Consider the following 21,882-nt stretch of genomic DNA (forward strand, 5'->3'; position numbering starts at 1 on the left):
GTAACCAGTGAGAAATCATCAACGTCCCGCGAAAGATTGGCGCTCAGCCGCAGGCCTAAAAGGACTTGTGGTGTTATTACTGTTGTCATTAAGCCAGCCCGTCTGGGCTAAACGGCTTTATGATGTCGAATTAATTGTTTTTAAGCGCAACCAAGATCCTGCAAGCGTAGAAGAAAACTGGCCATCGCAAGACAGCGAGAGCAGTGTGAGCCGCGGCGTGCCAGTCACCAATCAACGCGCGTTACAAGACGCCGGGTTAACGCCATTGTCACCTAACCAATGGCAACTTAACGATGCCTACAACAAATTAAAAAACCATGCAGGCTTTACGCCCATGGTTCATGTGGCATGGCGCCAAGATGACAGTGGTCGAGCGGCACTGCCTTTACTGCGAGTGATGGCAGGAAAAGACTATCGCGCAAGTTTTAATCCCGACGGCACGCCGATCAAAGCAACACCTGAGCCGAAGACCGCTGACGACCCTGCCGATGGCTTAAGCCGCAAAGACTGGGACGAGCAAAGCGTCTCCGAGCCCGCGACACCGCAGGGATTGTATGAACTTGACGGCACACTACGTGTCTATGTTCAGCATTACTTATATGTCGAGGCCGATATGGTGTTACGCGAGCCGACTGAACGTCGCGCTTTAGTTGAAGACATCATTGATATGCCACTGCAACGCGCCGATACTGCCGCGAATCAAAATAACGATGTGCAAGTGGCAGGGCTACAGAAAGTAGAAAAACAATACCATGTTGAACGCTACTTGCAGCCTTATGCATTTACCCACAAACGCCGTATGCGCAGTGGTGAAACACATTATCTCGATAATCCAATGATGGGATTGATTATTCAGGTCCGCAAAGTCAATAACGGTTAATCGACAGTCGCTCATTGAAAGCCGTTTATTGAAAGTCGCTCATCGAAAAAATCGCATTAAAAAGCCGGCACATCAAGCCGGCTTTTTTAGTTTCACGCTCACAGCCCCAGTCAGACTATGAGGATGACGGTTTCGCACCCGGCTTGCCCGTATGGCGACGATTTTTACTCATCGGTTTATGCCCTCGTGCTTTTTCGCCCGAACGTTGGCCATCTTGATACTGCTTTGGCTTCTTCGGTTTTTTCGGCTTCAGTGGTCGCGTATCTAACCGCGACTCTGGCAGCGGATTCGCCACTGGGAAACCCTCAAGGCTAAGGCGCGGTAACACTTGCTTGGTTAGACGCTCAATCGCAAAGAGATCTTTAGCTTCGTCGGCACAGACGAGCGAAATCGCATGACCCACAGCGCCGGCCCGTCCGGTCCGTCCAATACGGTGAACATAATCTTCAGCGACATGGGGCAAATCAAAGTTAACCACTTGTGGTAATTGCGCAATATCGATGCCACGCGCGGCAATATCGGTCGCGACAAGCACACGTACATCACCGGTTTTGAATTGCTCCAGTGCTTTGGTACGTGCGCCTTGGCTTTTATTACCGTGAATCGCGGCAGCACTGACGCCATACTCATCTAAATAACGCGACAGACGATTGGCACCGTGCTTGGTTTTACTAAAGACCAACACTTGTTGCCAGTTGTTATCGGCAATTAACGATAAGAGCATCGGCGCTTTTTGCTTTTTATCAACAGGATAAATGCACTGTTCGACACTGGTCGCCGCTTGGTTAGCAGGGCTGACCGAAATCTCTACCGGATTGTTGACCATGCCTTTGGCAAGTTGACGGATCTCATCCGAGAAGGTAGCTGAGAACAATAGATTCTGACGTTTCGCAGGCAAAGCGGCCAAAATCTTACGGATATCACGAATAAAGCCCATATCCAGCATGCGATCGGCTTCATCCAGCACCAACACTTCAAGTTGCGAAAAGTTGACGGCATTTTGGTTATACAGATCCAATAAACGACCCGGCGTTGCCACGAGGACGTCGGCCCCTTTACGCAATTTCATCATTTGCGGGTTTATCTTCACCCCACCATACACCACCAGCGAGGTCAGCGGCGTGTACTGACTGTATTGTTCAACGTTTTTATGAACTTGTGCGGCGAGTTCACGCGTTGGCGTTAAAATCAAAGTGCGAACGTGATTCGGGCGCGCACGTTTACCGGCTTGCAAACGTTCTAAAATCGGTAACGTAAACCCAGCGGTTTTACCGGTGCCGGTTTGCGCGGCAGCCATCACATCTTGGCCTTCAATTACTGCCGGAATCGCTTTAGCCTGAATCGGTGATGGGATGGTATAGCCTTGCTCTTGCACGGCTTTAAGGAGTGGTGCAGATAGTCCTAAAGAGGAGAAACTCATCAATTGATCTCAATAAATAAAAAAATGTCGCCACGTGTAGACACCCTACCCGTCGCTTAAGGGCATGAATATCAATATCGTTGTATGAGGAAAACTCGGCGTTCAGGAGGGTTGCTCTAGAAGTGATATCAATAATCTTGATTGCGGCGCTATTGTGACGACTTTCGCGCCATTGAGCAACAATTATCGCAAAAGCGCCATCTTCAAAAAGAAAACCGGGGATAGGCCCCGGTTTAGATTAGGCGCGTTATCCCACTTTAGTGCAGCTTCAAGCTTGGACGTAACACACGGTTAATGCGGCCGACTAACATCATCAAGCCGGTTTTTACATAGCCGTGCAACGCAATTTGATGCATGCGATACAAAGAAATATAAACCACACGCGCGATGCGCCCTTCGATCATCATTGAGCCTTTGGTCAGGTTCCCCATTAAGCTGCCAACCGTCGAGAAGCGGCTTAAGGAAACCAGCGAACCATGATCTTTAAACACATAAGGTTTAAGTTCACGCCCGTTCATTTTCGCAACAATATTGCTAAAGCACAGGCTCGCCATTTGATGGGCAGACTGCGCGCGCGGTGGCACTTTACTGCCATCTTCCTGCGTGCACGCCGCACAATCACCAATCACAAAAATATCGTCGTCACGGGTCGTTTGTAAGGTGTTCTTCACCTCAAGCTGATTAATGCGGTTGGTTTCTAAACCCGCAATATCTTTCAAGAAATCAGGCGCTTTAATCCCCGCAGCCCAAACCATAATGTCGGCATGGATACGTTCACCCGATTTGGTTTCTAGGCCATCTTCATCAGCTTTTACCACAAAGGTGTTGGTTTTTACTGTTACGCCGAGTTTTAATAACTCTTGATGCGCGGCACTAGAAATACGTGGCGGTAACGCCGGTAGGATTCGCTCGCCTGCTTCAACCAAGGTCACATTCAACTTAGAGTTCTCGAGGTCACGGAAACCATAGTTGCGCAGCTCTTTAATCGCATTATGCAGCTCAGCCGACAATTCAACGCCTGTCGCCCCCGCACCGACAATGGCAATATCAACACTGCCGTCACCGTGTTTCGCGTGCAGGCGCATAAACTCATTGTTCATTTCTCGGCGGAAACGGTGTGCCTGTTTCGGGTTATCCAGGAAAATACAATTGTCACGCACGCCAGGGGTATTAAAGTCATTAGAGGTCGAGCCAATCGCCATCACTAAGGTGTCATATTCGAGCTCACGCTCGGGCATTAATAGCTCGTTATTCTCGTCATACATGGGCGCGAGGGTGATCACCTTACGTTCGCGATCAATATCCCACAATGTGCCCATTTGGAAATCAAACCCATGATTTTTAGCATGCGCGCGATAGCTTAATGCATCGACGCCTTCATCCATCGATCCCGTGGCCACCTCGTGCAGCAGGGGTTTCCATAAATGACTACTGTTTTTATCGACGAGGGTGATTTCAGCACGGCGTTTGCGGCCTAACGTGCGGCCTAGCTTGGTCGCGAGCTCAAGCCCGCCTGCACCACCGCCGACAACGATAATTTTGGTCACTTCTACATCCTTACCTTAATTAAAAAACACTCGCTAGCCGCACGTATGCCACTAGCTAAAATCGGTCTTAAGTACGCCACTTTCTATTTGTTAGTGACTAACGACATAATCTGTATCAGTGCGTGTGGTTTATTGCTGTGTAGTTGGTCAGCACGCCCATTCATTTTGCCGTAAAATGGCGAACACTTCGACCCTTGTCTGTGCTTTATTTACGGATAAAATGTAGGAAAATAACACCAAGCGCGTATAACAATGGCCTAGCTATACGCTCGATACGGGAAAGTGACCATCAGGTAGACTTTTTAAAGTGCGCAATCGCTTGTAGATGCGTAGAAAGGTTTTTAAATTTATGGGTTTGCGCCTCGTCCCAACGCACAGGATAGAAAGGTGAAAGCAGATGATAGCTACGTTGACTGTCTAGCACGTCGTCTTCACGTGATAGGATAACCAACGCCCGCTGCTGGTTGCGCTGACGAAAATCAGTGACACATTTAGTTGCAATATCTTCGTACTCTTCAGGACGGTCGATTTTGCCCGGCATATTTTCCTGAGGGTGTAAGTTTGGGTTGATCAGAACCTGTTTTATCCCGCACAAAAATCCAATTCGCTCTGACCAATACCCGCCTAGCCCAACACCACATATCAATGGGTTAGGATCCTGGCTGGCTTCGATCTGCGTTTGCACCTGTTTAAGTAAGTGCTGCATATCATGTTTGGGGTGCAAAGTGCTGTAATTAATGGTGCGAACATCGTCGTCAACAAATTGAAGTTGAAGCACTTTTTCGTGGTTGCCTGGACTGGTGGCATCAAAGCCATGCAGATAGATGATCATAAGCGGTCCTTGCTGATTGCGCTAAGAATGTAATGGCCTTTATCAATAGCATAGCTGCTTACACGCAAAAATGAGCAAGATCACCCTAGCGAGGATCAGGGTATTTTTATCCAGCCATGCCTTGCAAACGCGACGCCCATTGCTCAAGTTCTTCTATCAAGTGCGTGCGTTGATCATCATCCAAGCTTTTATCGAACCGGAGTAACCAGTCAAGGCGTCGAGAGCGATAGATCGCCATGTCTGTCTGCGTATCACTACCACCGCGCCAGGCGACGAGGTCATCCACCCATTGACGCAGTTGACTATCCAAGTCATCGCGTTGGCGTGTCTCAATCAGGTTAAATAGCCGCGCTTGCAACTGCTCACGTACCGTGATGAAGGTCGGCATCGCGCGTTGCTGGTAGTCCGCCATCTCAGCGTAGAATGGCGCTTGGCTGTCTGTGGTGTGTCCGACCCAACCCTCAGTGCGCTCCTCAAGCTCTTCTTGTTGCTCGGCTAGCCGTTCTTGCGGTGATTGCTGGTCACGGCGCGCTTGTGCCTCAGCAATTTCGTCTTTTAAAAATTGGGTCAATCGCTCAGCCTGACGATCATCCAGGCTTTGCAATAAACGCGTCGTCGCCGGGATCAGTGCATTGAGTGTGGCTTGTATCCGAGTTTTAAACCCAGCTTGATGATCGCGCAATTGGTCCCATGTTTGCCGTTCCGTACTTTGCGCGGCGATCAAGGTGAGCCGATCCGCTAACCGAGGCAACTCCTCCACGCGATGCCATTGCTGAACTGCATCGAGGTCCGCTTTTACTTGGTGCGATTGGGTGGCGGTTAGGTCGACAATATCGTCCAGGTAATAGTGAATCCAAAACGGCAACGTATTGTACGCAAGCTCCGTGGTACATCCCGCAAGCACCAACAGACAGCCCACAAGCCAGCCTGTTCGACACCGCCGTTTGCAATCCTTGACCATATTGTCTCCTTATCCTTATTCGCCTATGCGTCAGCTACGAGGGATTTATCCGAATGTAGCGGGCGGTCTACTCTGAAAGCTGTTGATACAGCACGTCCGCTGCTTGATTGTACGCAGGTAATCCATACAGATTCGCCCCCACCTCATACCAACATAGTGCTAAATAGTCGGTAAACGGCAACCAAGCGTTGACGCGTGCGAGGATAACATTCACCGATTTTAGTTGCCGCAGAGCACAATAACGCGGCACCACAGTGTGTGGTAACCAGCCATTAGCACGACAAAAGAGCGCGATGTCAAGATAAGGATCACCGGCGCGGGCATACTCCCAATCAAGCACACACGGGTTACCATCTGGCTCGATCACCACATTGTAAGCGCCCAAGTCCATGTGACACACCGCCGATGGCTCATACGTTGGGAGCGGGCTGTGTGCGAGCACCTTATGTTTGAGCCGGTGTAAACGCGCTACCACACCATCAGGCAGTTGCTTTTCATAATGAGCGCATTGTGCCTCGACGGACGCGGTTTCCAGATCCGCCGGCAGCTGGTGAATACGGGATAAAAGTGGAATAAGGATCGATGCCTGATCGGTTTTTAGATTACAAAGCGGTTCACCATCCACCCAAGGCACCAATAATCCTTCGCCGTTGTGGACAATCGGCTGACGCGCCAGCCCATGCTCAGCGGCCAAAGATTGCGCCTGAGCTTCACGCGCACGGTCAATGGCAAAAGCATTCGCCGCTCGACCATGGGGACGCCAAACACTGCGCCCCCCCTGTGAGTCGGTGAGTCGTAAACAGCGATTTGTCAGGCCCGCTGCCAACGGCTCGACACCGGTAACCTCGGTAGGGACACCATAATAGCGCGTCAGTGCGGTAGATAAGGTCTGCGCCAGAGCAGGAGACCATTCAACGGCTGACAAAGCGTTCTACATCCTGCCAAGCGATCACTCCTGACTGTAAGTCCATTAACTGCAAACTTAGCTGATAAGGGGCCTGACCGGTGATTTTACCGCTCAGTTGATACTGCGCACCCAGCATGCGGCCATATTGCATAATGGTCGCGGGATCCACCAGCACCTGATTCGCTGCCAACCCTAACGAGGCGCGGACCGCCTGTACTCTCGCTTCAGGAACAGGCGTTATCCGACCGGATTCGATTAAGCCCGCTTGCAACTGCGTTGAATACCTTGGGGTAGGAAAATAATCGCCACTGCTATTTTGGATCGGTTGGACCAAGGTCACCGGCGATACCTTTAAAGGCTCACTCGCCAATAAGGCTTCCACCGCAGCACGCATGGCGCGATCAATGCCGTTATGCACCTGCGAATCTGATAAACGTGCTGCGCGGTTGGTGTCTGGCGACGGGTTAACCGGCTGGTAGCGAGGCGCACACCCTGCGAGTAACAGCACGAGCGCGCCCACCATTAGTTGAGGCAAGCGCAACTTGCCCCATTTTTTCGTCCATCGGCGTGACCACTCAAGGTTCGCGGTTTTCATGGTTTCATTCATATTTAATGTGTTAACCCACCACCATGGGCCCAAGCGCTCGCCCACCCACTAAATGCATGTGGATATGATAGACCTCTTGGCCACCATGTTGATTACAGTTCATGATCAAACGATAGCCGTTTTCGGCAACCCCTTCGTCCGCTGCAATTTTCTTGGCCACGGTAATCATACGCCCGAGCGCGAGCTCATCATCTGGCTCCACATCATTGGTCGTTGGGATCAATTTGTTGGGTACAATAAGCACATGAACCGGCGCGCGCGGATTAATATCACGGAAGGCAGTAACAAGTTCATCCTGATAGACAACATCCGCGGGGATTTCTTTGCGAATGATTTTGCTGAAAATAGTTTCTTCCGCCATGGTCGATTCCCTTTTATGATTGTGTGTCGGCCAAGTATGCGGCAGCCCCCAATGAAGGGCAATATGCTAACGGTACGAATGTGCAACAATTCGGTCAATGCGCGGTGAAATATCCGTCAATCCCCGGTAAAAACAGGGGCTGAATCAAGTAATCGATTGCGGTACCATAGCACCGATGCATTGACATGTAAGGATCACACCATGACCACCCTGCTTTTCAAAAACGCTTCTGTCGTCAACGAAGGACACGTTGTTGAGACCGATGTACTGATCGAAAATGGCCGCATTAGCCAGATTGCTCGCGACATCAGTGCCCCTGCGGCCGCCGATTGTCGCGTGATTGATGCAACCGGTAAACACCTATTACCTGGAATGATTGATGACCAAGTTCACTTTCGTGAACCTGGCTTCCCGAAAAAAGGCACCATTGCCACTGAATCGAAAGCCGCGGTTGCCGGCGGCATCACCACCTACATGGAAATGCCCAACGTTAACCCGCCGACCACTACGCTAGAGGCACTGGAAGAAAAGTATCAACGCGCATCACAATCCAGTCATGCCAATTACGCCTTTTATCTTGGCGCTACTAACGACAATATCGATGAGATCCGTCGTCTTGATCCCAACGCTGCGTGTGGCGTGAAGGTATTTATGGGCGCGTCAACCGGGAACATGTTGGTCAACGATCCTGAAACACTGAACGCGATTTTTGCCGACTGCCCAACGCTGATCGCAACCCATTGCGAAGACACGCCAATGATCAATGAACTGGAAGGCATATATCGGGAAAAATATGGCGACGACGTCCCCATTGATGCGCACGCCCATATTCGTTCCAAAGAAGCGTGCTTAAAATCGTCGCAACTGGCGGTTAACTTAGCCAAAAAACACGGGACACGCTTGCATGTATTGCATCTGACGACCGAAGACGAGCTGTACCAGTTTGAGCCTGCTAAAACCCTAGAAGCCTTGCAGCAAAAGCAAATCACTGCCGAAGCCTGTGTTCATCACCTGTTTTTTAATCGCGACGACTACGACAGCAAAGGGACACTGATCAAATGTAATCCTGCGATCAAAGAGGCACACCACCAGCAAGCGCTCATTCAAGCGGTGAAAGACGGGGTTATCGATGTAATTGCCACCGATCATGCGCCGCACACCTTTGAAGAGAAGCAAAATACCTACTTTAACGCCCCAGCCGGTCTGCCCTTAGTGCAACATGCCTTGCAAGTGGCGTTAGAATTTTATCATCGCGGGATTTTTGATTTGCCGTTGGTGGTACAAAAAGTGGCTCATGCGCCGGCTGTTCGCTATCAGGTGAAAGAGCGCGGTTTCGTTCGTGAAGGCTACTGGGCCGACTTAGTACTGGTGGATCTGAACCAAACTCAGACAGTCAGCCAAGAAAATCTCTTTTATCAGTGCCAGTGGTCACCGTTTGACGGCCACACCTTTGGGTCAAGCATTGAGATGACTCTCGTTAATGGCGAAGTCGCGTTTGAGCACGGTCAGCACAGTGAGAAGCGCTACTCCACGCGTCTAGCGTTCGACCGCAGCTAAACGACGTAACCCTTAATTGATACGCGCGCGACACCAAAACGAATCCGTCGCGCGCTTTTCTTTTTGCCTGCGCGGTCAAACTCTCACATCACAAACCTTGCTTATAATAACGATTTGCTTTTATATCCGAATCGTTTATTGTGTTGTTGATATATGGATATTCACGCTGCTTGGTTTCAACACCGGATGATGTTGAAAAGCTGTGTTCGCAAGGAGAGGTAACCTTAAGCGTCTTTCGGTTATCGCGACACTCGTATCCTACCTCTTCCACTGGCGTAAGCCGTTCAAAGGCACCAGCTGGCTGATATCCGCATCAGGGCGTACATTGCAAAGCCATCGCAAGCAATGATGACCCCACATGAATGACTCACGTTTGCTCGGTAATCCAGCAGGCGTAACCCAAATCATCGAGCCATCGCCGCAGTCCATATCATGCACGTTATTGTCGTGCAGAAGGCACCGGCAAGCTCGGGACGTCGAATAATCAACCAGTGAGGTGATGATGTCTTCATCTGCTTCTAAGCCACTGCTCAGTGTCAAAAACTTGAGCGTGTCATTTACTACCAACGACGGTATGGTCGATGCTGTTAAAAACGTAAGCTTTGACATCATGCCCGGTGAAACCGTGGCTGTCGTTGGCGAATCAGGATCGGGTAAATCGGTCTCTAGCAGTGCCGTGATGGGCCTGCTGCCCAATAACGCTGTGGTAAAACCTGAATCGCAAGTAAGCTTTAACGATACCAATGTTCTGACCTTGTCGACCAAGCAAATTCAGAAAATGCGCGGTGATCGTGTCGCGATGATTTTCCAAGAGCCAATGACTTCACTGAACCCGTATATGCGCGTTGGCGAGCAGTTAACCGAAGCCATTCAGTGTCACCACCGCACCACGTCAGACAAGGCCAAGCAGCGGATTATCGATCTCCTTAATTTAGTCCACCTTCCTAACCCCACTAGCGCATTGCAAAAATACCCGCATGAGTTTTCAGGCGGCCAATTGCAACGCATCATGATTGCTATGGCCCTAGTGAATGAGCCTGACTTGCTGATCGCCGATGAGCCAACAACGGCCCTGGATGTAACGGTACAAGCCGAAGTATTGAACTTGATTGGCGAACTACAGCAAAAGATGGGCATGGCGATCATGTTTATCTCCCATGACTTGGCCGTGGTGAAACACTTAGCCGACCGCGTTGTGGTGATGTGTAAAGGTGAAGTGGTTGAAACCAACGACACCAAAGCCTTGTTCGATAATCCGCAAGAAGATTACACCAAAATGCTGATTGACGCGGTACCGCGTGGTCGCAAAGCGGCTGTCAACGAGGATTCAGAAAACTTGCTAACCGTGGATAATGTCACCATCAAGTATTTCCTTGGTGCTGACTTCTTTGGCGGCAACAAACGCTATTTTGAAGCGGTTAGCGACATTAGCTTATCGCTACGCCGTGGGGAGACCTTAGGTATCGTGGGCGAGTCTGGATCGGGTAAATCGACCCTGGGCCGCGCAATTATGCGCTTGTTGCCCGTTGCCGAAGGCCGAGTCTGTTTTCGAGGTCACGATATCCACGAAATAAAAAACAGTGAGAATAAAGCGCTATGCCGCGATATGCAGATGGTGTTCCAAGACCCATTTGGCTCACTGTCGCCCCGCATGACGGTCGGTGAAATTGTGGCTGAGGGCTTGCGCACTCACTTTCCAGAGCTCGACAAAAAAGAGCGTCTCGATCGGGTAAAAGATGCCCTTTATGAAGTACGTCTCGATAGTTCCGCGATTAACCGTTATCCGCACGAGTTCTCTGGCGGTCAGCGTCAGCGAATTGCGATTGCACGCGCCTTGATCTTGAATCCTGCGTTTATCTTACTCGACGAACCAACCTCTGCATTGGACCGTTCAGTGCAGTTGACCGTGATTGATTTGTTGAAAGACATTCAACAGCGTCACAATATTGGCTATCTGTTTATCAGCCATGACTTGAGTGTAGTTCGTGCGCTATCAGACCGCGTCATGGTCATGCAAAACGGCAAAGTCATGGAGGCGGGCACACCAGAAGAAATCTTCCATCACCCGCAACACGAATACACGCGTAACCTGATTGCCGCGTCGTTCGATCTGGAAGAAGAGGAAGTGGCTTAGCCCACGCAGTGATGTCCAAACGGGCAACATCGTTAAACATCGAGTAGGGTGAGGCGTTGCTGCCTCCCCGCTCACAGAACCTTATATACGGACACCGTATACGACTCATACACACCTCCATTCAGCATAAATGCTAAACAAACACATACCCTAGTGAGTTATGCGCTGTGTGCGGACCGGCTCGGAATACCTCGATAGACAATCGATTTGGGTACTATCAAAAGAAATAATTTTTCATCAAAGACTTAAAGAGCACTTCCTAATTTCGCAGCACTTATTTGCTTTTGGCTAAACAGTGCTCCATCAGATGCTATGCTGATGGTCACCTCGGCTTTCTCCTCCACACCATTACTAGCTTTCTTAGGCCGAGCTTTCATCACGACTACGGATTTATCTGCCACCTCACATCAACATCCTCCTTGACTTGCCTCTTGGTGCCCGCCTCCAGTATTCCTCTGGATCAGTGCTAGGCTTACCCAGTTACTGCACTGATTCCTTGTCAGAGGCGCCACTCTCAATCACTTGATAGGTCTGACTGAGTACTGGGCTTCGCGTTATTTCGCACACTTACTCAACTATCAAGCCGAAAGGTTCACTTGCGTTGTGTGCCTCTAATTTCCTATCGCTTCCTTCAGACCCGGCCGTTGGCCAGCAACGCCCTTGCGAGTCGGATTATCTTCCCCTCTCAGTCGGGGCGATTCAGGTTTCTTTCAACCTGACGGGTTTGCCAGCTTAGCTGGGCAAACAAAAAAGAACCCCACCTAAAAAGGCGGGGTTCGTCAGCAATCTAACACCAGCCGAAGTTGTTTTTTGTTTTGCTAAATCAGAAATCGTAGCTGGCTGAGAGTACGACCGTACGCGGTGAGCCCTGTACCAGGTAATTGCTGCCCGGGTAACCACCAGCAGATGCCCAATAATTTTTATCGGTAACGTTGTCAACTCGGGCGCGCAGAATCAGCGTATTATCGCCCACTTTCATACCGTAACGGGCTCCCAGATCAAAGCGAGTCCAGGAAGGCAATTCGAGTGAGTTATCCGAGCTGGCGTATTGATAACCGGTATAGACAGTGCGACCTTCCAGGGTCAGACCTTCCACAAATGGAGTCTCCCACTCCAGGTTCAAGTTAGCCTGAACTTTCGGCACACCGATCGCATTCTTGCCTTCTGCATCAGTATTGGAACTTTTCACAATGTCAGCATCAATTAGAGTAACACCACCCAGTACTTTCAAGCGTTCAATCGGTTCACCAAACGCCGACAGTTCGATACCACGATGACGCTGCTCACCGTTGTCGGTATAGTTATTGTTGCTGTCGTACATGTACGTCGGCTTACTGATTTCGAATAGGCTGACCACGGCGCCGTAGCTGCCTGTATCGTACTTGGCACCTACTTCATACTGCTCTGAGCGATTTGGTTTAAGCACATCACCTTTGTTCGCCACTGTAACACCATTATTGGACTCAGGTGCAACTTCACCTGGCAGCAAGGCTTCAGCATAGTTCGCGTACAGAGAGACATCCAGCGTTGGCTGATACACCACACCCAGCGACGGCGTCAGAGTGGTTTTACTGTAGCCGCCAGTTCGATCACCGGTATTATAATCAAAGCTCTTGGTTTCCAATCTTTGCAGACGCGCGCCCAGCATCAGTTTAACCTGGTCATCTAACAGCGACAGCGTATCTGCCAACGCCGCACTGCTGTAAGTCACTCGCTCTGTTTCAGTCGGATCGCTCATATTACCGGCGCTTGATGTGACGGCAGGAATGCTGATCTGCTCGTAGTCGGTCAGAGTTCCAACACTACCTCCGGACCAGTCAGACATCTCGTACGCGTTTTTCGAACGTGACTGATAAAGCGAGCCGGACACAACAACAGTATGTCCAATGCTGCCGGTTGAGAATTCGTGCCTTACCCCGCTGTCTGCTGACATCACGGTATCTTCACGCACGTTATCAAACAGATAAGCGGTCAGATTACCATTACCGTCAGCGGTCGGGTTGGCCAGCAGGTTATGCTCTTTACCGCGGCGCATACCCGCTGCCATCCAGGCAGTCGTCTGAATGCTGAAGTCGTATTCTGCCCGTACCACACCAAACAACTGCTTCTCATCGGTATAGGTCCAGTCCTGAGCATAATTGGTATCACTGCTTGGCAGGGATGGAATTGCGCTACCCGGCGTCACGCTCGGGCGCGGTGAGCCAATATGATGATCCTGATAGCCGACATCCGCCGACATGCGGAAGTTGTCACCCAGGTGATCAAAGCCCAGGCTCAGCACACCAAGCTGGGTATCCTGATCATCGACCGCATCATCGCCGTCACGGGCAACCAGGTTAACACGTAGACCACTTTCTTGGTTATCACCAAAACGGCGACCCAGATCCAGCGCGCCATAGCTCTGGCCATCGGACTGAGTGCCGACCGTGACGCGGGTTAGCGGTTCACTACCAGCACGCTTCGGTATCAGGTTAATAGAGCCGCCAATTGCACTGCCACCCGGCGCCGCACCATTCACAAAAGTGTTGGCACCACGGAACACTTCAACCCGTTCAAGCATTGATGCTGCTACATATTGACGAGGCAGAATGCCGTACAGACCGTTCAGAGTCATGTCGTCGGAATAAACCGGGAAACCGCGAATCATGTAAAGTTCTTGGAAGTTGCCAAAGCCGACCGACTGACGTAACGCCGGGTCATTTTTCAGCACATCACCGACGCTCTTCGCCTGCTGATCGGCGATCAGTTGGGACGTGTAGCTAATGGAGGAAAACGGAGTATCCATGAAATCCTGGTTACCGAGGATACCAAATCGGCCCGAACGAGAAACTTGTCCGCCTTGGTACTCACCACCCAGGTCTACTTGCGAACCGACAATGGTGACCACTTCGTCGGGGTGTATGCCCTCGTAAGAAGTAGCGGTCTGGTTAAGGCGTGTGTCCTCGACGACTGTGTCATCTGCTAGTGCAAAGCTGGCTTGTCCTATGGTTAACGCGACAATCACGCCAAGTCCGACCGGAGACAGACGGAACGACTTCATAAATACCCCTGCTGTAACTTATAAAATAATCAATAACTGGTAACGAATAATATTACGACTGAGAATTATTTGCAACATCAACACGGAAGATAAATGTCGAGAAAATAACAATAAAGTAAGTCACTTACATAATATCCCAATTTAATGCACGGTCATGCATAACGGATTAGCGGCGGAACAGGCGGTTGAACACCAGCAAGACAAGGAAATAGAGTGCACCGAGAATGGCGACCAAAGTACCCGCGGCAATTTGGTTCGGATACAGCACAACCTGACCCAGCCAATCGGACCATAACATAGTGGTACCACCAATAAGGCTGGCGAGAAGCAACTGTGATTTGGCCTGCTGGGCACCCAGCATGCGTGCCAAATGCGGTGCAATCAGACCGACAAATGATACCGGTCCCATGGTGGCGGTCACTACCGCACACAAAATCGCTACCAGCACCAGCAGGCTGAACGAGGTCAGTGAACTGCTCAATCCGCGCGCCTGGGCGAAAGAACGGCTGATGGAGATCAGTGTCAGCGCGCGACTGCTCATCAAACTCAGCCCCATCATAGCCACCACCAGCGCGACCAGTAACAATGCCTGCTCTGCGGTCACCCGGTACGTTGATCCGGCCAGCCACTGCAGAATTTTGTAGCTGTCCTGGTTGCCTTTAGCGAGACAAAACTGCACGAATGCCTGTAGCAGTGCAGTCATAGCAATACCGGTCAGAATCACGCTCGATGGCGCAAACTGTTGCTTGCGCCCGAGCGTAATCAGCACCAGCAACACGGCCAGACTGCCCAGCAACGCGGTGCCCCACTGGGTGGATTGCAGCGACTGTCCCAGAAACAGGCTGGAGAAGACCAACGCAAACGTGGCGCCGGACGACACGCCAAGAATATCCGGGCTGGCGAGCGGGTTGTAAATCAGACGCTGCAGAATGGTACCGGACAGAGCCAGGCCGATTCCGGTAAACAGGGCGGTCAGCAAACGCGGCCAGCGCAGTGCCCACTGGAACTCACTCGGCCAGGCCAAAGCCAGGCCAGCCTGTTGTGATTGATAGCCGATATACAGCGCAACGCCAAGCAATAGTAGCACACCAATTGCAACCGTCAGCGGCACGGAAATACGCGGCCGCGAACCGGGTAAGGCCACAGCCATGCCGTCCTGAGCTTTGAGCTGACGACGGCTGAACCAGATCAGCGCGGGCGCGCCAATCGCCGCCGCGGTCACGCCGCTCGGTACCACCTGGCCAGCCCACACACTGAGCCATTGTGCCAGCACATCGGTCGCTAACAGCAGCAGCGCACCGCACACCAGACTGGCAACCAGTTCAATACGCGGCGTGCGGGCGCCCAAAGTACGAACAATATTGGGGGTCAACAGGCCGATAAAGCCAATCAGGCCGACCACGGTTATCGATGCCGATACCAACCAGATACCGAACACCATCAACAGGAAGAAAGCAGGAATGACCGGCAGACCCCGCGCCTGAGCCCCCTGGTGGCCAAGGCGCAGCAGAGTCAGAATACGCGGTGCAATCAGCAGCAGTATCAGCAGAGGAGTGAGTCGCGGCAGCAGCCATGCAATCTGGTCCCAGCCGTTCTGCGCTAAATCACCGGCGCCCCACATGAACACATTCTGAGCATAATCCTGATGCAGCAGAATGATCGCCGCAGCAATCGCTCCGAGCAGAATATTGATCACCATGCCGGATATCACCATCGGCAGACCGGTCATGTTATCCAGCCCGGCGATCAGCACAATCAGGCCAAACGCCAGCAGCGCGCCACTCATCGCCACCAGTGCACTGTAATCGGCTATCGCCTGCGGCCACCAAATATTGAGCACGATCAGAGCCAGCCATGCACCGGAGGAGGTTCCCATGGTCAGCGGTGAAGTCAGTGAATTCTGGGTCAGTTGCTGCATCAGACTGCCGACCACCCCCAGTACCGCTCCCACCAGCAGTGTGATCACCAGGCGGGGCAACTGAGCATAAGCAAAATTGAAATCATCAAACGACTGCGCCAGTTGCGGGTCGCCAATCAGGCGCCATTGTGTCCCTAAATCCAGAGTCTGATTAAACTGAAGACTGGACAGCGCCGCCAAAACCAGCAGCACGCTCACCGGGGTCAGATGTCTCCAGGTCATGATTTAGGTTCCATCTCCAGCAAGCTAGCAGTGATCGCCTCAGCCGCATACTGCAGCGACATTGCACCACCATAACTCCACACCGAGTCCACCGAGTTCACTCGGTGAGTGCGTACAAACGGCAGCGCTTTCCACAGGACCGATTTTTTTAGTTTTTTCTCTTCATTAAATGGCTCGATATACAACACATACCCCTGATGTATCACCCGCAAGTCGGTAATCGGTTTATGTACTATGCCCCACTGCGCCGCCGGTTCAACCATCGCCTGCTTCATGCCCAATTGGCGCAGCACATAGTCAATCATCGAATCTTCGGTATAGATAAAAGTCGATTTGGTGTCGGCAAAACGCATCACCAGCGTCTGAGGCAGAGAGCCACCAAAGTGCGCTTTGAGCTTAGCGCTCAACTGACTAAAGCGTTGCTGCATCCGGGTCAGCTTTTGTTCCGCCAGCGCCTGCTTGTCAAATAGCTGCGCCAGCTGACGAAATTGCTCAATCGCGACTACGGCCTGATCGTCATCTTTAGTGAAGTTTGTATACAAAAGCACCGGTGCAATCTGCTCCAGACGCGACTTAAGATCACGCTGAGTGGCGCTAATTAAGATGATATCCGGCTTAAGTGCCGCAATCTTCTCCAGGTTCGGCTCACCACGGGTACCGACATTCTGCGCGGTGGCCGGAATTGCCGGCTTGACCACCCAGTCGCGATACGCATCCGCATCGGTAATCGCCACCGGAGTCACGCCGAGCTCCATCACCTGCTCAAGCAGGTTCCAGTCGAGCACAGCCGCTCGTTTCGGCACAGCAGGCAAGGTATGCTGCCCGACTGAATCGGACACCTGAACCTCAGCCCAGGCAGAAGAAAGACAGCTGATCACCAGCCCAAACAGGACAAAAGATGATTTTACGCTTGATATCAGGCACATACAATGGCAACCTTATTAGTAGCCGCCTGCTCGGCAGCGTTCGGGTGATCAATCAGGCGAATCGGTGTTTGGTACAGATCAGATAAACGCTGCTCATCAGCCAGGCTGACTGCCGAGCCGTCAAAGGCGATACGCCCTTGTCTAAGGGCAACAATATGACTGGCATAGCGCAGCGCGAGGTTAAGATCATGTAGAATGACGATGATGCCGCACCCCTGCTGTTGATTCAGTTCCGCCAGCAGGGCCATCAGTTGATACTGATGCTGCACGTCGAGCGCAGAAGTCGGTTCATCAAGGATCAGCACCGGCGACTCCTGAGCCAGCAGCATCGCCACCCATGCACGCTGGCGTTCACCGCCGGACAATTCATCCACATAGCTGTCGGCAAAGGCACTGACGCCGGTTTTTTCCATCGCCGCCGCCATGATATCGCTGTCCTGCTGACGCCAGAACCCCAATGCACCGCGCCATGGAAAGCGTCCCATGCGCACCAGTTCACGCACCGTCAGACCGGCACTGGCCGGCAATTTCTGCGGCAGAAAAGCGACCTTTTTAGCCAGAGCTTTACTGCCCAGCGAAGCCAGAGACACATCATCAAGCTGCACCGTTCCGGTGTCAGGCACCTGCTGTCCGGACAGTAAGCTGACCAGAGTGGATTTACCTGAACCGTTATGACCCAGCACGACAGTCAGCTCATTCGTGGGGATGTCCAGCTGCTCAATCGCAAGAATCGTGCGACCGCCGCGAACCATCTCCACACCAGATAGGGTGAGCATTTGGTTACCTCCCGGCTCTCGCATACACATCAAAGATTATTGAGAACCATTTTAATTATCATTACTATACCACCTCTGCCATTTTACTGATTATTCACTCGATGAAAAGTCAGTAACCCCATTCCTATTGCAACTATTGCGACAAGCAAGGTCATCGTCATGTTTCACTGGTTTGAAAATCTCACCAATGCGTTTCCGGATCACGATCCGCAGAAACCACCTAAAACTCTGTTTGGCTTTTGCCGCTACTACACCCGGGGCTTTGAAAAGCCGTTACTGGTGATGTCACTGCTCAGTGCCTGTGTAGCGATTGCCGAAGTCTCCCTGGTGCGCTATATGGGTGATTTGGTCGACATGCTGAGCAACAGCTCACGCGCCAATTTCTGGGCCGAGAACGGCGATACCCTGCTGTCGATGGCACTGCTGGTCGTTGTCGTCATGCCTATCCTGGCCTTTATCCATTCCAACCTGCTCCATCAGGCTATTCTCGGCAATTACCCGATGTCGATCCGCTGGCTGGTGCACCGCTACCTGCTTAAACAGAGTGTCGGCTTTTTCCAGCGTGACTTTGCCGGCCGGGTGGCGACCAAAGTGATGCAAAGCGCTCAGTCGGTGCGTGAAGTGGTGATGAAGCTGGTCGACTTATCGGTGTATATTTCGGTCTACTTTGTCTCCATGCTGGTGATGATTGCCAGTGCTGATGACGTGTTGGTGCTGCCGATCCTGGCCTGGCTATGCCTGTATGTACTGATTCAGATCGTGTTTATTCCGCGTCTGAAACGCATCTCCACCGAACAGGCCAACGCCCAGTCCTCGATGACCGGCGGCATTGTCGATACCTACACCAACATCACTATGGTCAAGCTGTTCTCTCACTCAGAGCGGGAAACCGAATACGCACAAACCGGGATGAAAGCTTATCTCGCGACCGTATATCAACAGATGCGTACCCTGACCAGCCTGCTGTACAGCGTGGATCTGATTAACTATCTGCTGCTATTTTCGATGGCGGCTCTGGCGATTCATCTGTGGCTGGCCGAAAGCGTCAGCGTCGGTGTGATTGCGATTGGCATCAGCATTGTGCTGCGCTTGCAAGGTATGTCGAAGTGGATCATGTGGGAAATCCGGGGCATGTTTGAAAGCATCGGCATGGTAATCGACAGCATAAACACCATTGCCAACGACATCGAAATAGAGGACAGCCATCAGGCCAAACCACTGGCCGTTTCTCAGGGCGAGATTCGGTTCCGACAGGTCGATTTCCGCTACAACGAGCAGGAAGCGATATTTGAAGCGCTCGAACTGTCCATTAAACCGGGCGAAAAACTCGGGCTCGTCGGGCGCTCCGGTGCGGGAAAATCCACGCTGGTCAACCTGCTGCTGCGTTTTTATGAACTCAATGCAGGCAAGATTGAAATTGACGGTCAGGATATCAGTCAGGTCACTCAGGAGTCACTGCGCCAGCAGATTGGCATGATCACGCAGGATACCTCTCTGTTGCATCGTTCGATTCGGGAAAACATCCTGTACGGCAACCCGCACGCCAGTGAAGAAGCCCTGATGCACGCCAGCCGTCAGGCCGAAGCGCATGACTTTATCGAACTGCTGAAAGATGAAAGCGGCCACAGCGGCTATGACGTGGAAGTCGGCGAGCGCGGTGTGAAACTATCCGGCGGTCAGCGCCAGCGCATCGCGATTGCACGCGTTTTGCTCAAGGACGCTCCAATCCTTATTATGGATGAAGCCACTTCGGCACTCGATTCAGAAGTAGAAGCAGCGATTCAGGATAACCTGAACCAACTGATGGACAACAAGACGGTTATTGCGATTGCACACCGCCTGTCGACCATTGCTGCCATGGATCGCCTAATCGTGATGGATAAAGGCCGGATTATCGAACAGGGCTCACATCAGGAACTGCTGGAGAAGAACGGCGTCTACGCCCAGCTATGGGCGCATCAGACCGGTGGTTTTATCGGCGAAATGTAAGCCCATATCAGCACATTAAAACGCAAAAAGCCTCTATGACTGTGACCCCGTTATACTCTGCCCGACTCAACGCCTTCTTGTTAACGCAAGCAGGCGTTAAGCCGAACAGGTGCAATTGACGGATTAATCATCCATTTCAGCTATCTTCACCTTCCAGGTATCCGGGCCAATCTGGTGCGCGTTTTGCCCTTGCGCATCAACCGCTACGGTCACGGGCATGTCTTCCACTTCAAATTCGTAAATGGCCTCCATACCGAGATCTTCAAACGCGACCACGCGCGCTTTTTTGATCGCTTTTGATACCAAGTACGCGGCACCGCCGACCGCCATGAGGTACACCGCTTTGTGGTTTTTAATCGATTCCACCGCCGCAGGACCGCGCTCAGCCTTACCGATCATGCCGGTGAGTCCGGTTTCTGCCAGCATCATATCGGTAAATTTGTCCATGCGCGTTGAGGTGGTTGGGCCTGCTGGACCGACTACCTCATCCCCCACCGCATCGACAGGGCCAACGTAATAAATAAAGCGGCCGTTAAAGTCGACGCCCTCGGGAAGGCCTTCGCCATTGCGCAGCATTTCTTGTAAGCGTTTATGTGCGGCGTCGCGTCCGGTCAAGATCTTACCTGATAACAACACAGTTTCGCCGGTTTTCCAGCTCTGCACGTCTTCTTTGGTCACGGTATCTAAGTTAACACGGCGGACGTTATCCCCCACTTCCCAGGTGACCTGTGGCCAGTCGTCCAGTTTTGGTGGTGCCAATTCGGCTGGGCCTGAGCCATCAAGCGTAAAGTGAACATGGCGTGTGGCGGCACAGTTCGGGATCAAGCATACCGGCTTAGAAGCGGCATGGGTGGGCGCGGTTTTTACTTTCACATCCACTACCGTGGTCAGGCCGCCCAAGCCTTGGGCACCGATACCCAGCTTGTTCACCCGATCAAAAATATCTAACCGCAGTGCTTCATCCGCATTGCTTGGACCACGGTCGATAAGCGCTTGAATATCAATGTGCTCCATGAGCGATTCTTTGGCCAATACGGCGGCTTTCTCGGCCGTGCCACCAATTCCAATACCTAACATACCCGGTGGGCACCAACCCGCGCCCATGGTCGGCAATGTTTTCTCAACCCACTCAGCCACATCGTCAGATGGATTCAACATCACCATCTTAGTTTTGTTTTCCGAACCACCGCCTTTGGCTGCAATTTGAATGTCCACCGCGTCGCCCGGCACCATATCGATGTGCACCACCGCAGGGCTATTATCGCGGGTGTTTTGGCGTTTACCGGCCGGATCGGCAACCACGGAGGCACGTAGCGGATTGTCAGGGTTAGTGTAGGCACGTCGTACCCCTTCATCGACCATTTCTTGCACCGTCATATCATGACGATCCCACTGCACCGCCATGCCCACTTTGACAAAACAGGTGACAATACCTGTATCTTGGCAAATAGGACGCTTACCTTCCGCCGACATGCGGGAGTTAATCAGAATTTGCGCAATGGCGTCTTTTGCCGCCTGGCTTTGTTCCTTGTTGTACGCTTTTTCAAGGGCTTGTACAAAATCAAGGGGATGGTAGTAAGAGATATATTGCAGGGCATCTGCAACACTTTCGATCACGTCTTGCTGTTTAATTGTGGTCATCATTGCCTCTGGTGTCATTTGCAGGACCCAAAGCGGGTATCCAGTGTGGGGGAGCTCTCCCCTCGTTATTATCGGTTGGCGATCAATTTTCGAATAGCGCTCGATTGCCAGTTGACGCTAGATGTAAATCGCATACAGTCAAGTTGCCTCATCGAATTATAGAA

Annotated in this window: 16 protein-coding genes; 4 read left to right on the top strand and 12 right to left on the bottom strand. The window is 51.7% G+C overall.

Annotation, left to right across the window (positions count from 1 at the left end; genetic code table 11):
- Positions 1 to 7 precede the first annotated feature (7 nt).
- Complete coding sequence (locus tag BZJ21_RS09320; RefSeq protein WP_077669642.1) at positions 8 to 880, top strand: peptidoglycan binding protein CsiV; 873 nt, start codon at positions 8 to 10, stop codon at positions 878 to 880.
- A 115-nt stretch (positions 881 to 995) separates the two neighbouring features.
- Here the strand turns inward: BZJ21_RS09320 and BZJ21_RS09325 are convergent, their stop codons facing one another.
- The 7 genes from BZJ21_RS09325 to hinT form a co-directional block, all read right to left on the bottom strand.
- Positions 996 to 2,300, bottom strand: a complete 1,305-nt coding sequence (locus BZJ21_RS09325) for a DEAD/DEAH box helicase (protein WP_021022820.1) — start codon at positions 2,298 to 2,300, stop codon at positions 996 to 998.
- A gap of 257 nt (positions 2,301 to 2,557) precedes the next feature.
- Positions 2,558 to 3,847 carry an NAD(P)/FAD-dependent oxidoreductase gene (locus tag BZJ21_RS09330; RefSeq protein ID WP_077460634.1) on the bottom strand — a complete coding sequence of 430 codons (1,290 nt, stop codon included), beginning with the start codon at positions 3,845 to 3,847 and terminating at the stop codon, positions 2,558 to 2,560.
- Positions 3,848 to 4,136: 289 nt separating this feature from the next.
- Positions 4,137 to 4,679 (bottom strand): alpha/beta hydrolase YcfP, encoded by a 543-nt coding sequence (gene ycfP, locus BZJ21_RS09335; protein WP_077577006.1) that lies wholly within the window; start codon positions 4,677 to 4,679, stop codon positions 4,137 to 4,139.
- A 106-nt stretch (positions 4,680 to 4,785) separates the two neighbouring features.
- On the bottom strand, positions 4,786 to 5,640 hold the full coding sequence (locus BZJ21_RS09340) for a DUF6279 family lipoprotein (protein WP_077460636.1): 855 nt from the start codon (positions 5,638 to 5,640) through the stop codon (positions 4,786 to 4,788).
- A 67-nt stretch (positions 5,641 to 5,707) separates the two neighbouring features.
- The gene (locus BZJ21_RS09345) at positions 5,708 to 6,565 is read right to left on the bottom strand and encodes a phosphotransferase (protein WP_077669643.1); all 858 of its coding nucleotides are present in this window, start codon (positions 6,563 to 6,565) and stop codon (positions 5,708 to 5,710) included.
- Complete coding sequence (locus tag BZJ21_RS09350) at positions 6,552 to 7,142, bottom strand: hypothetical protein (protein ID WP_158011539.1); 591 nt, start codon at positions 7,140 to 7,142, stop codon at positions 6,552 to 6,554. The genes BZJ21_RS09345 and BZJ21_RS09350 overlap by 14 nt, the downstream gene beginning before the upstream one ends.
- Positions 7,143 to 7,164: 22 nt before the next feature.
- A complete protein-coding gene (gene hinT, locus BZJ21_RS09355; RefSeq protein ID WP_077460639.1) occupies positions 7,165 to 7,515 on the bottom strand; it encodes a purine nucleoside phosphoramidase in 351 nt (116 codons plus the stop codon).
- Between the two features lie 201 nt (positions 7,516 to 7,716).
- Between hinT and BZJ21_RS09360 the strand changes: the two genes are divergently transcribed.
- Together BZJ21_RS09360 and BZJ21_RS09365 are read left to right on the top strand one after the other, a co-directional pair.
- Positions 7,717 to 9,072 carry a dihydroorotase gene (locus BZJ21_RS09360; RefSeq protein ID WP_077646992.1) on the top strand — a complete coding sequence of 452 codons (1,356 nt, stop codon included), beginning with the start codon at positions 7,717 to 7,719 and terminating at the stop codon, positions 9,070 to 9,072.
- 502 nt (positions 9,073 to 9,574) lie between these two features.
- Positions 9,575 to 11,206, top strand: coding sequence for an ABC transporter ATP-binding protein (locus BZJ21_RS09365; RefSeq protein WP_021022828.1), 1,632 nt, complete (start codon positions 9,575 to 9,577; stop codon positions 11,204 to 11,206).
- A gap of 823 nt (positions 11,207 to 12,029) precedes the next feature.
- Here the strand turns inward: BZJ21_RS09365 and BZJ21_RS09380 are convergent.
- The 4 genes from BZJ21_RS09380 to BZJ21_RS09395 all read right to left on the bottom strand — a co-directional run bounded on the left by BZJ21_RS09380 (position 12,030) and on the right by BZJ21_RS09395 (position 18,088).
- Positions 12,030 to 14,246: a TonB-dependent receptor gene (locus BZJ21_RS09380; protein ID WP_077669644.1), complete on the bottom strand. Its 2,217-nt coding sequence runs from the start codon at positions 14,244 to 14,246 to the stop codon at positions 12,030 to 12,032.
- A 166-nt stretch (positions 14,247 to 14,412) separates the two neighbouring features.
- On the bottom strand, positions 14,413 to 16,386 hold the full coding sequence (fhuB, locus tag BZJ21_RS09385; RefSeq protein WP_077669645.1) for a Fe(3+)-hydroxamate ABC transporter permease FhuB: 1,974 nt from the start codon (positions 16,384 to 16,386) through the stop codon (positions 14,413 to 14,415).
- Positions 16,383 to 17,312: an iron-siderophore ABC transporter substrate-binding protein gene (locus tag BZJ21_RS09390; protein ID WP_077669646.1), complete on the bottom strand. Its 930-nt coding sequence runs from the start codon at positions 17,310 to 17,312 to the stop codon at positions 16,383 to 16,385. Before BZJ21_RS09390 ends, fhuB begins: the two co-directional genes overlap by 4 nt.
- Entirely contained in the window at positions 17,303 to 18,088 is a 786-nt protein-coding gene (locus tag BZJ21_RS09395) for an ABC transporter ATP-binding protein (protein ID WP_077669654.1), read from the bottom strand. The genes BZJ21_RS09390 and BZJ21_RS09395 overlap by 10 nt, the downstream gene beginning before the upstream one ends.
- Positions 18,089 to 18,247: 159 nt before the next feature.
- Here BZJ21_RS09395 and BZJ21_RS09400 point away from each other — a divergent pair, with 159 nt between their 5' ends.
- On the top strand, positions 18,248 to 20,077 hold the full coding sequence (locus BZJ21_RS09400; RefSeq protein WP_077669647.1) for an ABC transporter ATP-binding protein: 1,830 nt from the start codon (positions 18,248 to 18,250) through the stop codon (positions 20,075 to 20,077).
- A 123-nt stretch (positions 20,078 to 20,200) separates the two neighbouring features.
- Here the strand turns inward: BZJ21_RS09400 and BZJ21_RS09405 are convergent, their stop codons facing one another.
- Positions 20,201 to 21,718 carry a fumarate hydratase gene (locus BZJ21_RS09405; protein WP_025744813.1) on the bottom strand — a complete coding sequence of 506 codons (1,518 nt, stop codon included), beginning with the start codon at positions 21,716 to 21,718 and terminating at the stop codon, positions 20,201 to 20,203.
- Positions 21,719 to 21,882 lie beyond the last annotated feature (164 nt).

Origin of the sequence: Salinivibrio costicola subsp. alcaliphilus, assembly GCF_001996185.1 — a bacterium.
Taxonomy (GTDB): domain Bacteria; phylum Pseudomonadota; class Gammaproteobacteria; order Enterobacterales; family Vibrionaceae; genus Salinivibrio; species Salinivibrio costicola.

Excerpts from the sequence above, each read along its gene's own strand:
- BZJ21_RS09390 (WP_077669646.1), bottom strand. The coding sequence starts at position 17,312 with ATGTGCCTGATATCAAGCGTAAAATCATCTTTTGTCCTGTTTGGGCTG.
- hinT (WP_077460639.1), bottom strand. The coding sequence starts at position 7,515 with ATGGCGGAAGAAACTATTTTCAGCAAAATCATTCGCAAAGAAATCCCC.
- BZJ21_RS09380 (WP_077669644.1), bottom strand. The coding sequence starts at position 14,246 with ATGAAGTCGTTCCGTCTGTCTCCGGTCGGACTTGGCGTGATTGTCGCG.
- BZJ21_RS09325 (WP_021022820.1), bottom strand. The coding sequence starts at position 2,300 with ATGAGTTTCTCCTCTTTAGGACTATCTGCACCACTCCTTAAAGCCGTG.
- fhuB (WP_077669645.1), bottom strand. The coding sequence starts at position 16,386 with ATGACCTGGAGACATCTGACCCCGGTGAGCGTGCTGCTGGTTTTGGCG.
- BZJ21_RS09350 (WP_158011539.1), bottom strand. The coding sequence starts at position 7,142 with ATGAAAACCGCGAACCTTGAGTGGTCACGCCGATGGACGAAAAAATGG.
- BZJ21_RS09360 (WP_077646992.1), top strand. The coding sequence starts at position 7,717 with ATGACCACCCTGCTTTTCAAAAACGCTTCTGTCGTCAACGAAGGACAC.
- BZJ21_RS09395 (WP_077669654.1), bottom strand. The coding sequence starts at position 18,088 with ATGCTCACCCTATCTGGTGTGGAGATGGTTCGCGGCGGTCGCACGATT.
- BZJ21_RS09405 (WP_025744813.1), bottom strand. The coding sequence starts at position 21,718 with ATGACCACAATTAAACAGCAAGACGTGATCGAAAGTGTTGCAGATGCC.
- ycfP (WP_077577006.1), bottom strand. The coding sequence starts at position 4,679 with ATGATCATCTATCTGCATGGCTTTGATGCCACCAGTCCAGGCAACCAC.
- BZJ21_RS09340 (WP_077460636.1), bottom strand. The coding sequence starts at position 5,640 with ATGGTCAAGGATTGCAAACGGCGGTGTCGAACAGGCTGGCTTGTGGGC.
- BZJ21_RS09365 (WP_021022828.1), top strand. The coding sequence starts at position 9,575 with ATGTCTTCATCTGCTTCTAAGCCACTGCTCAGTGTCAAAAACTTGAGC.
- BZJ21_RS09400 (WP_077669647.1), top strand. The coding sequence starts at position 18,248 with ATGTTTCACTGGTTTGAAAATCTCACCAATGCGTTTCCGGATCACGAT.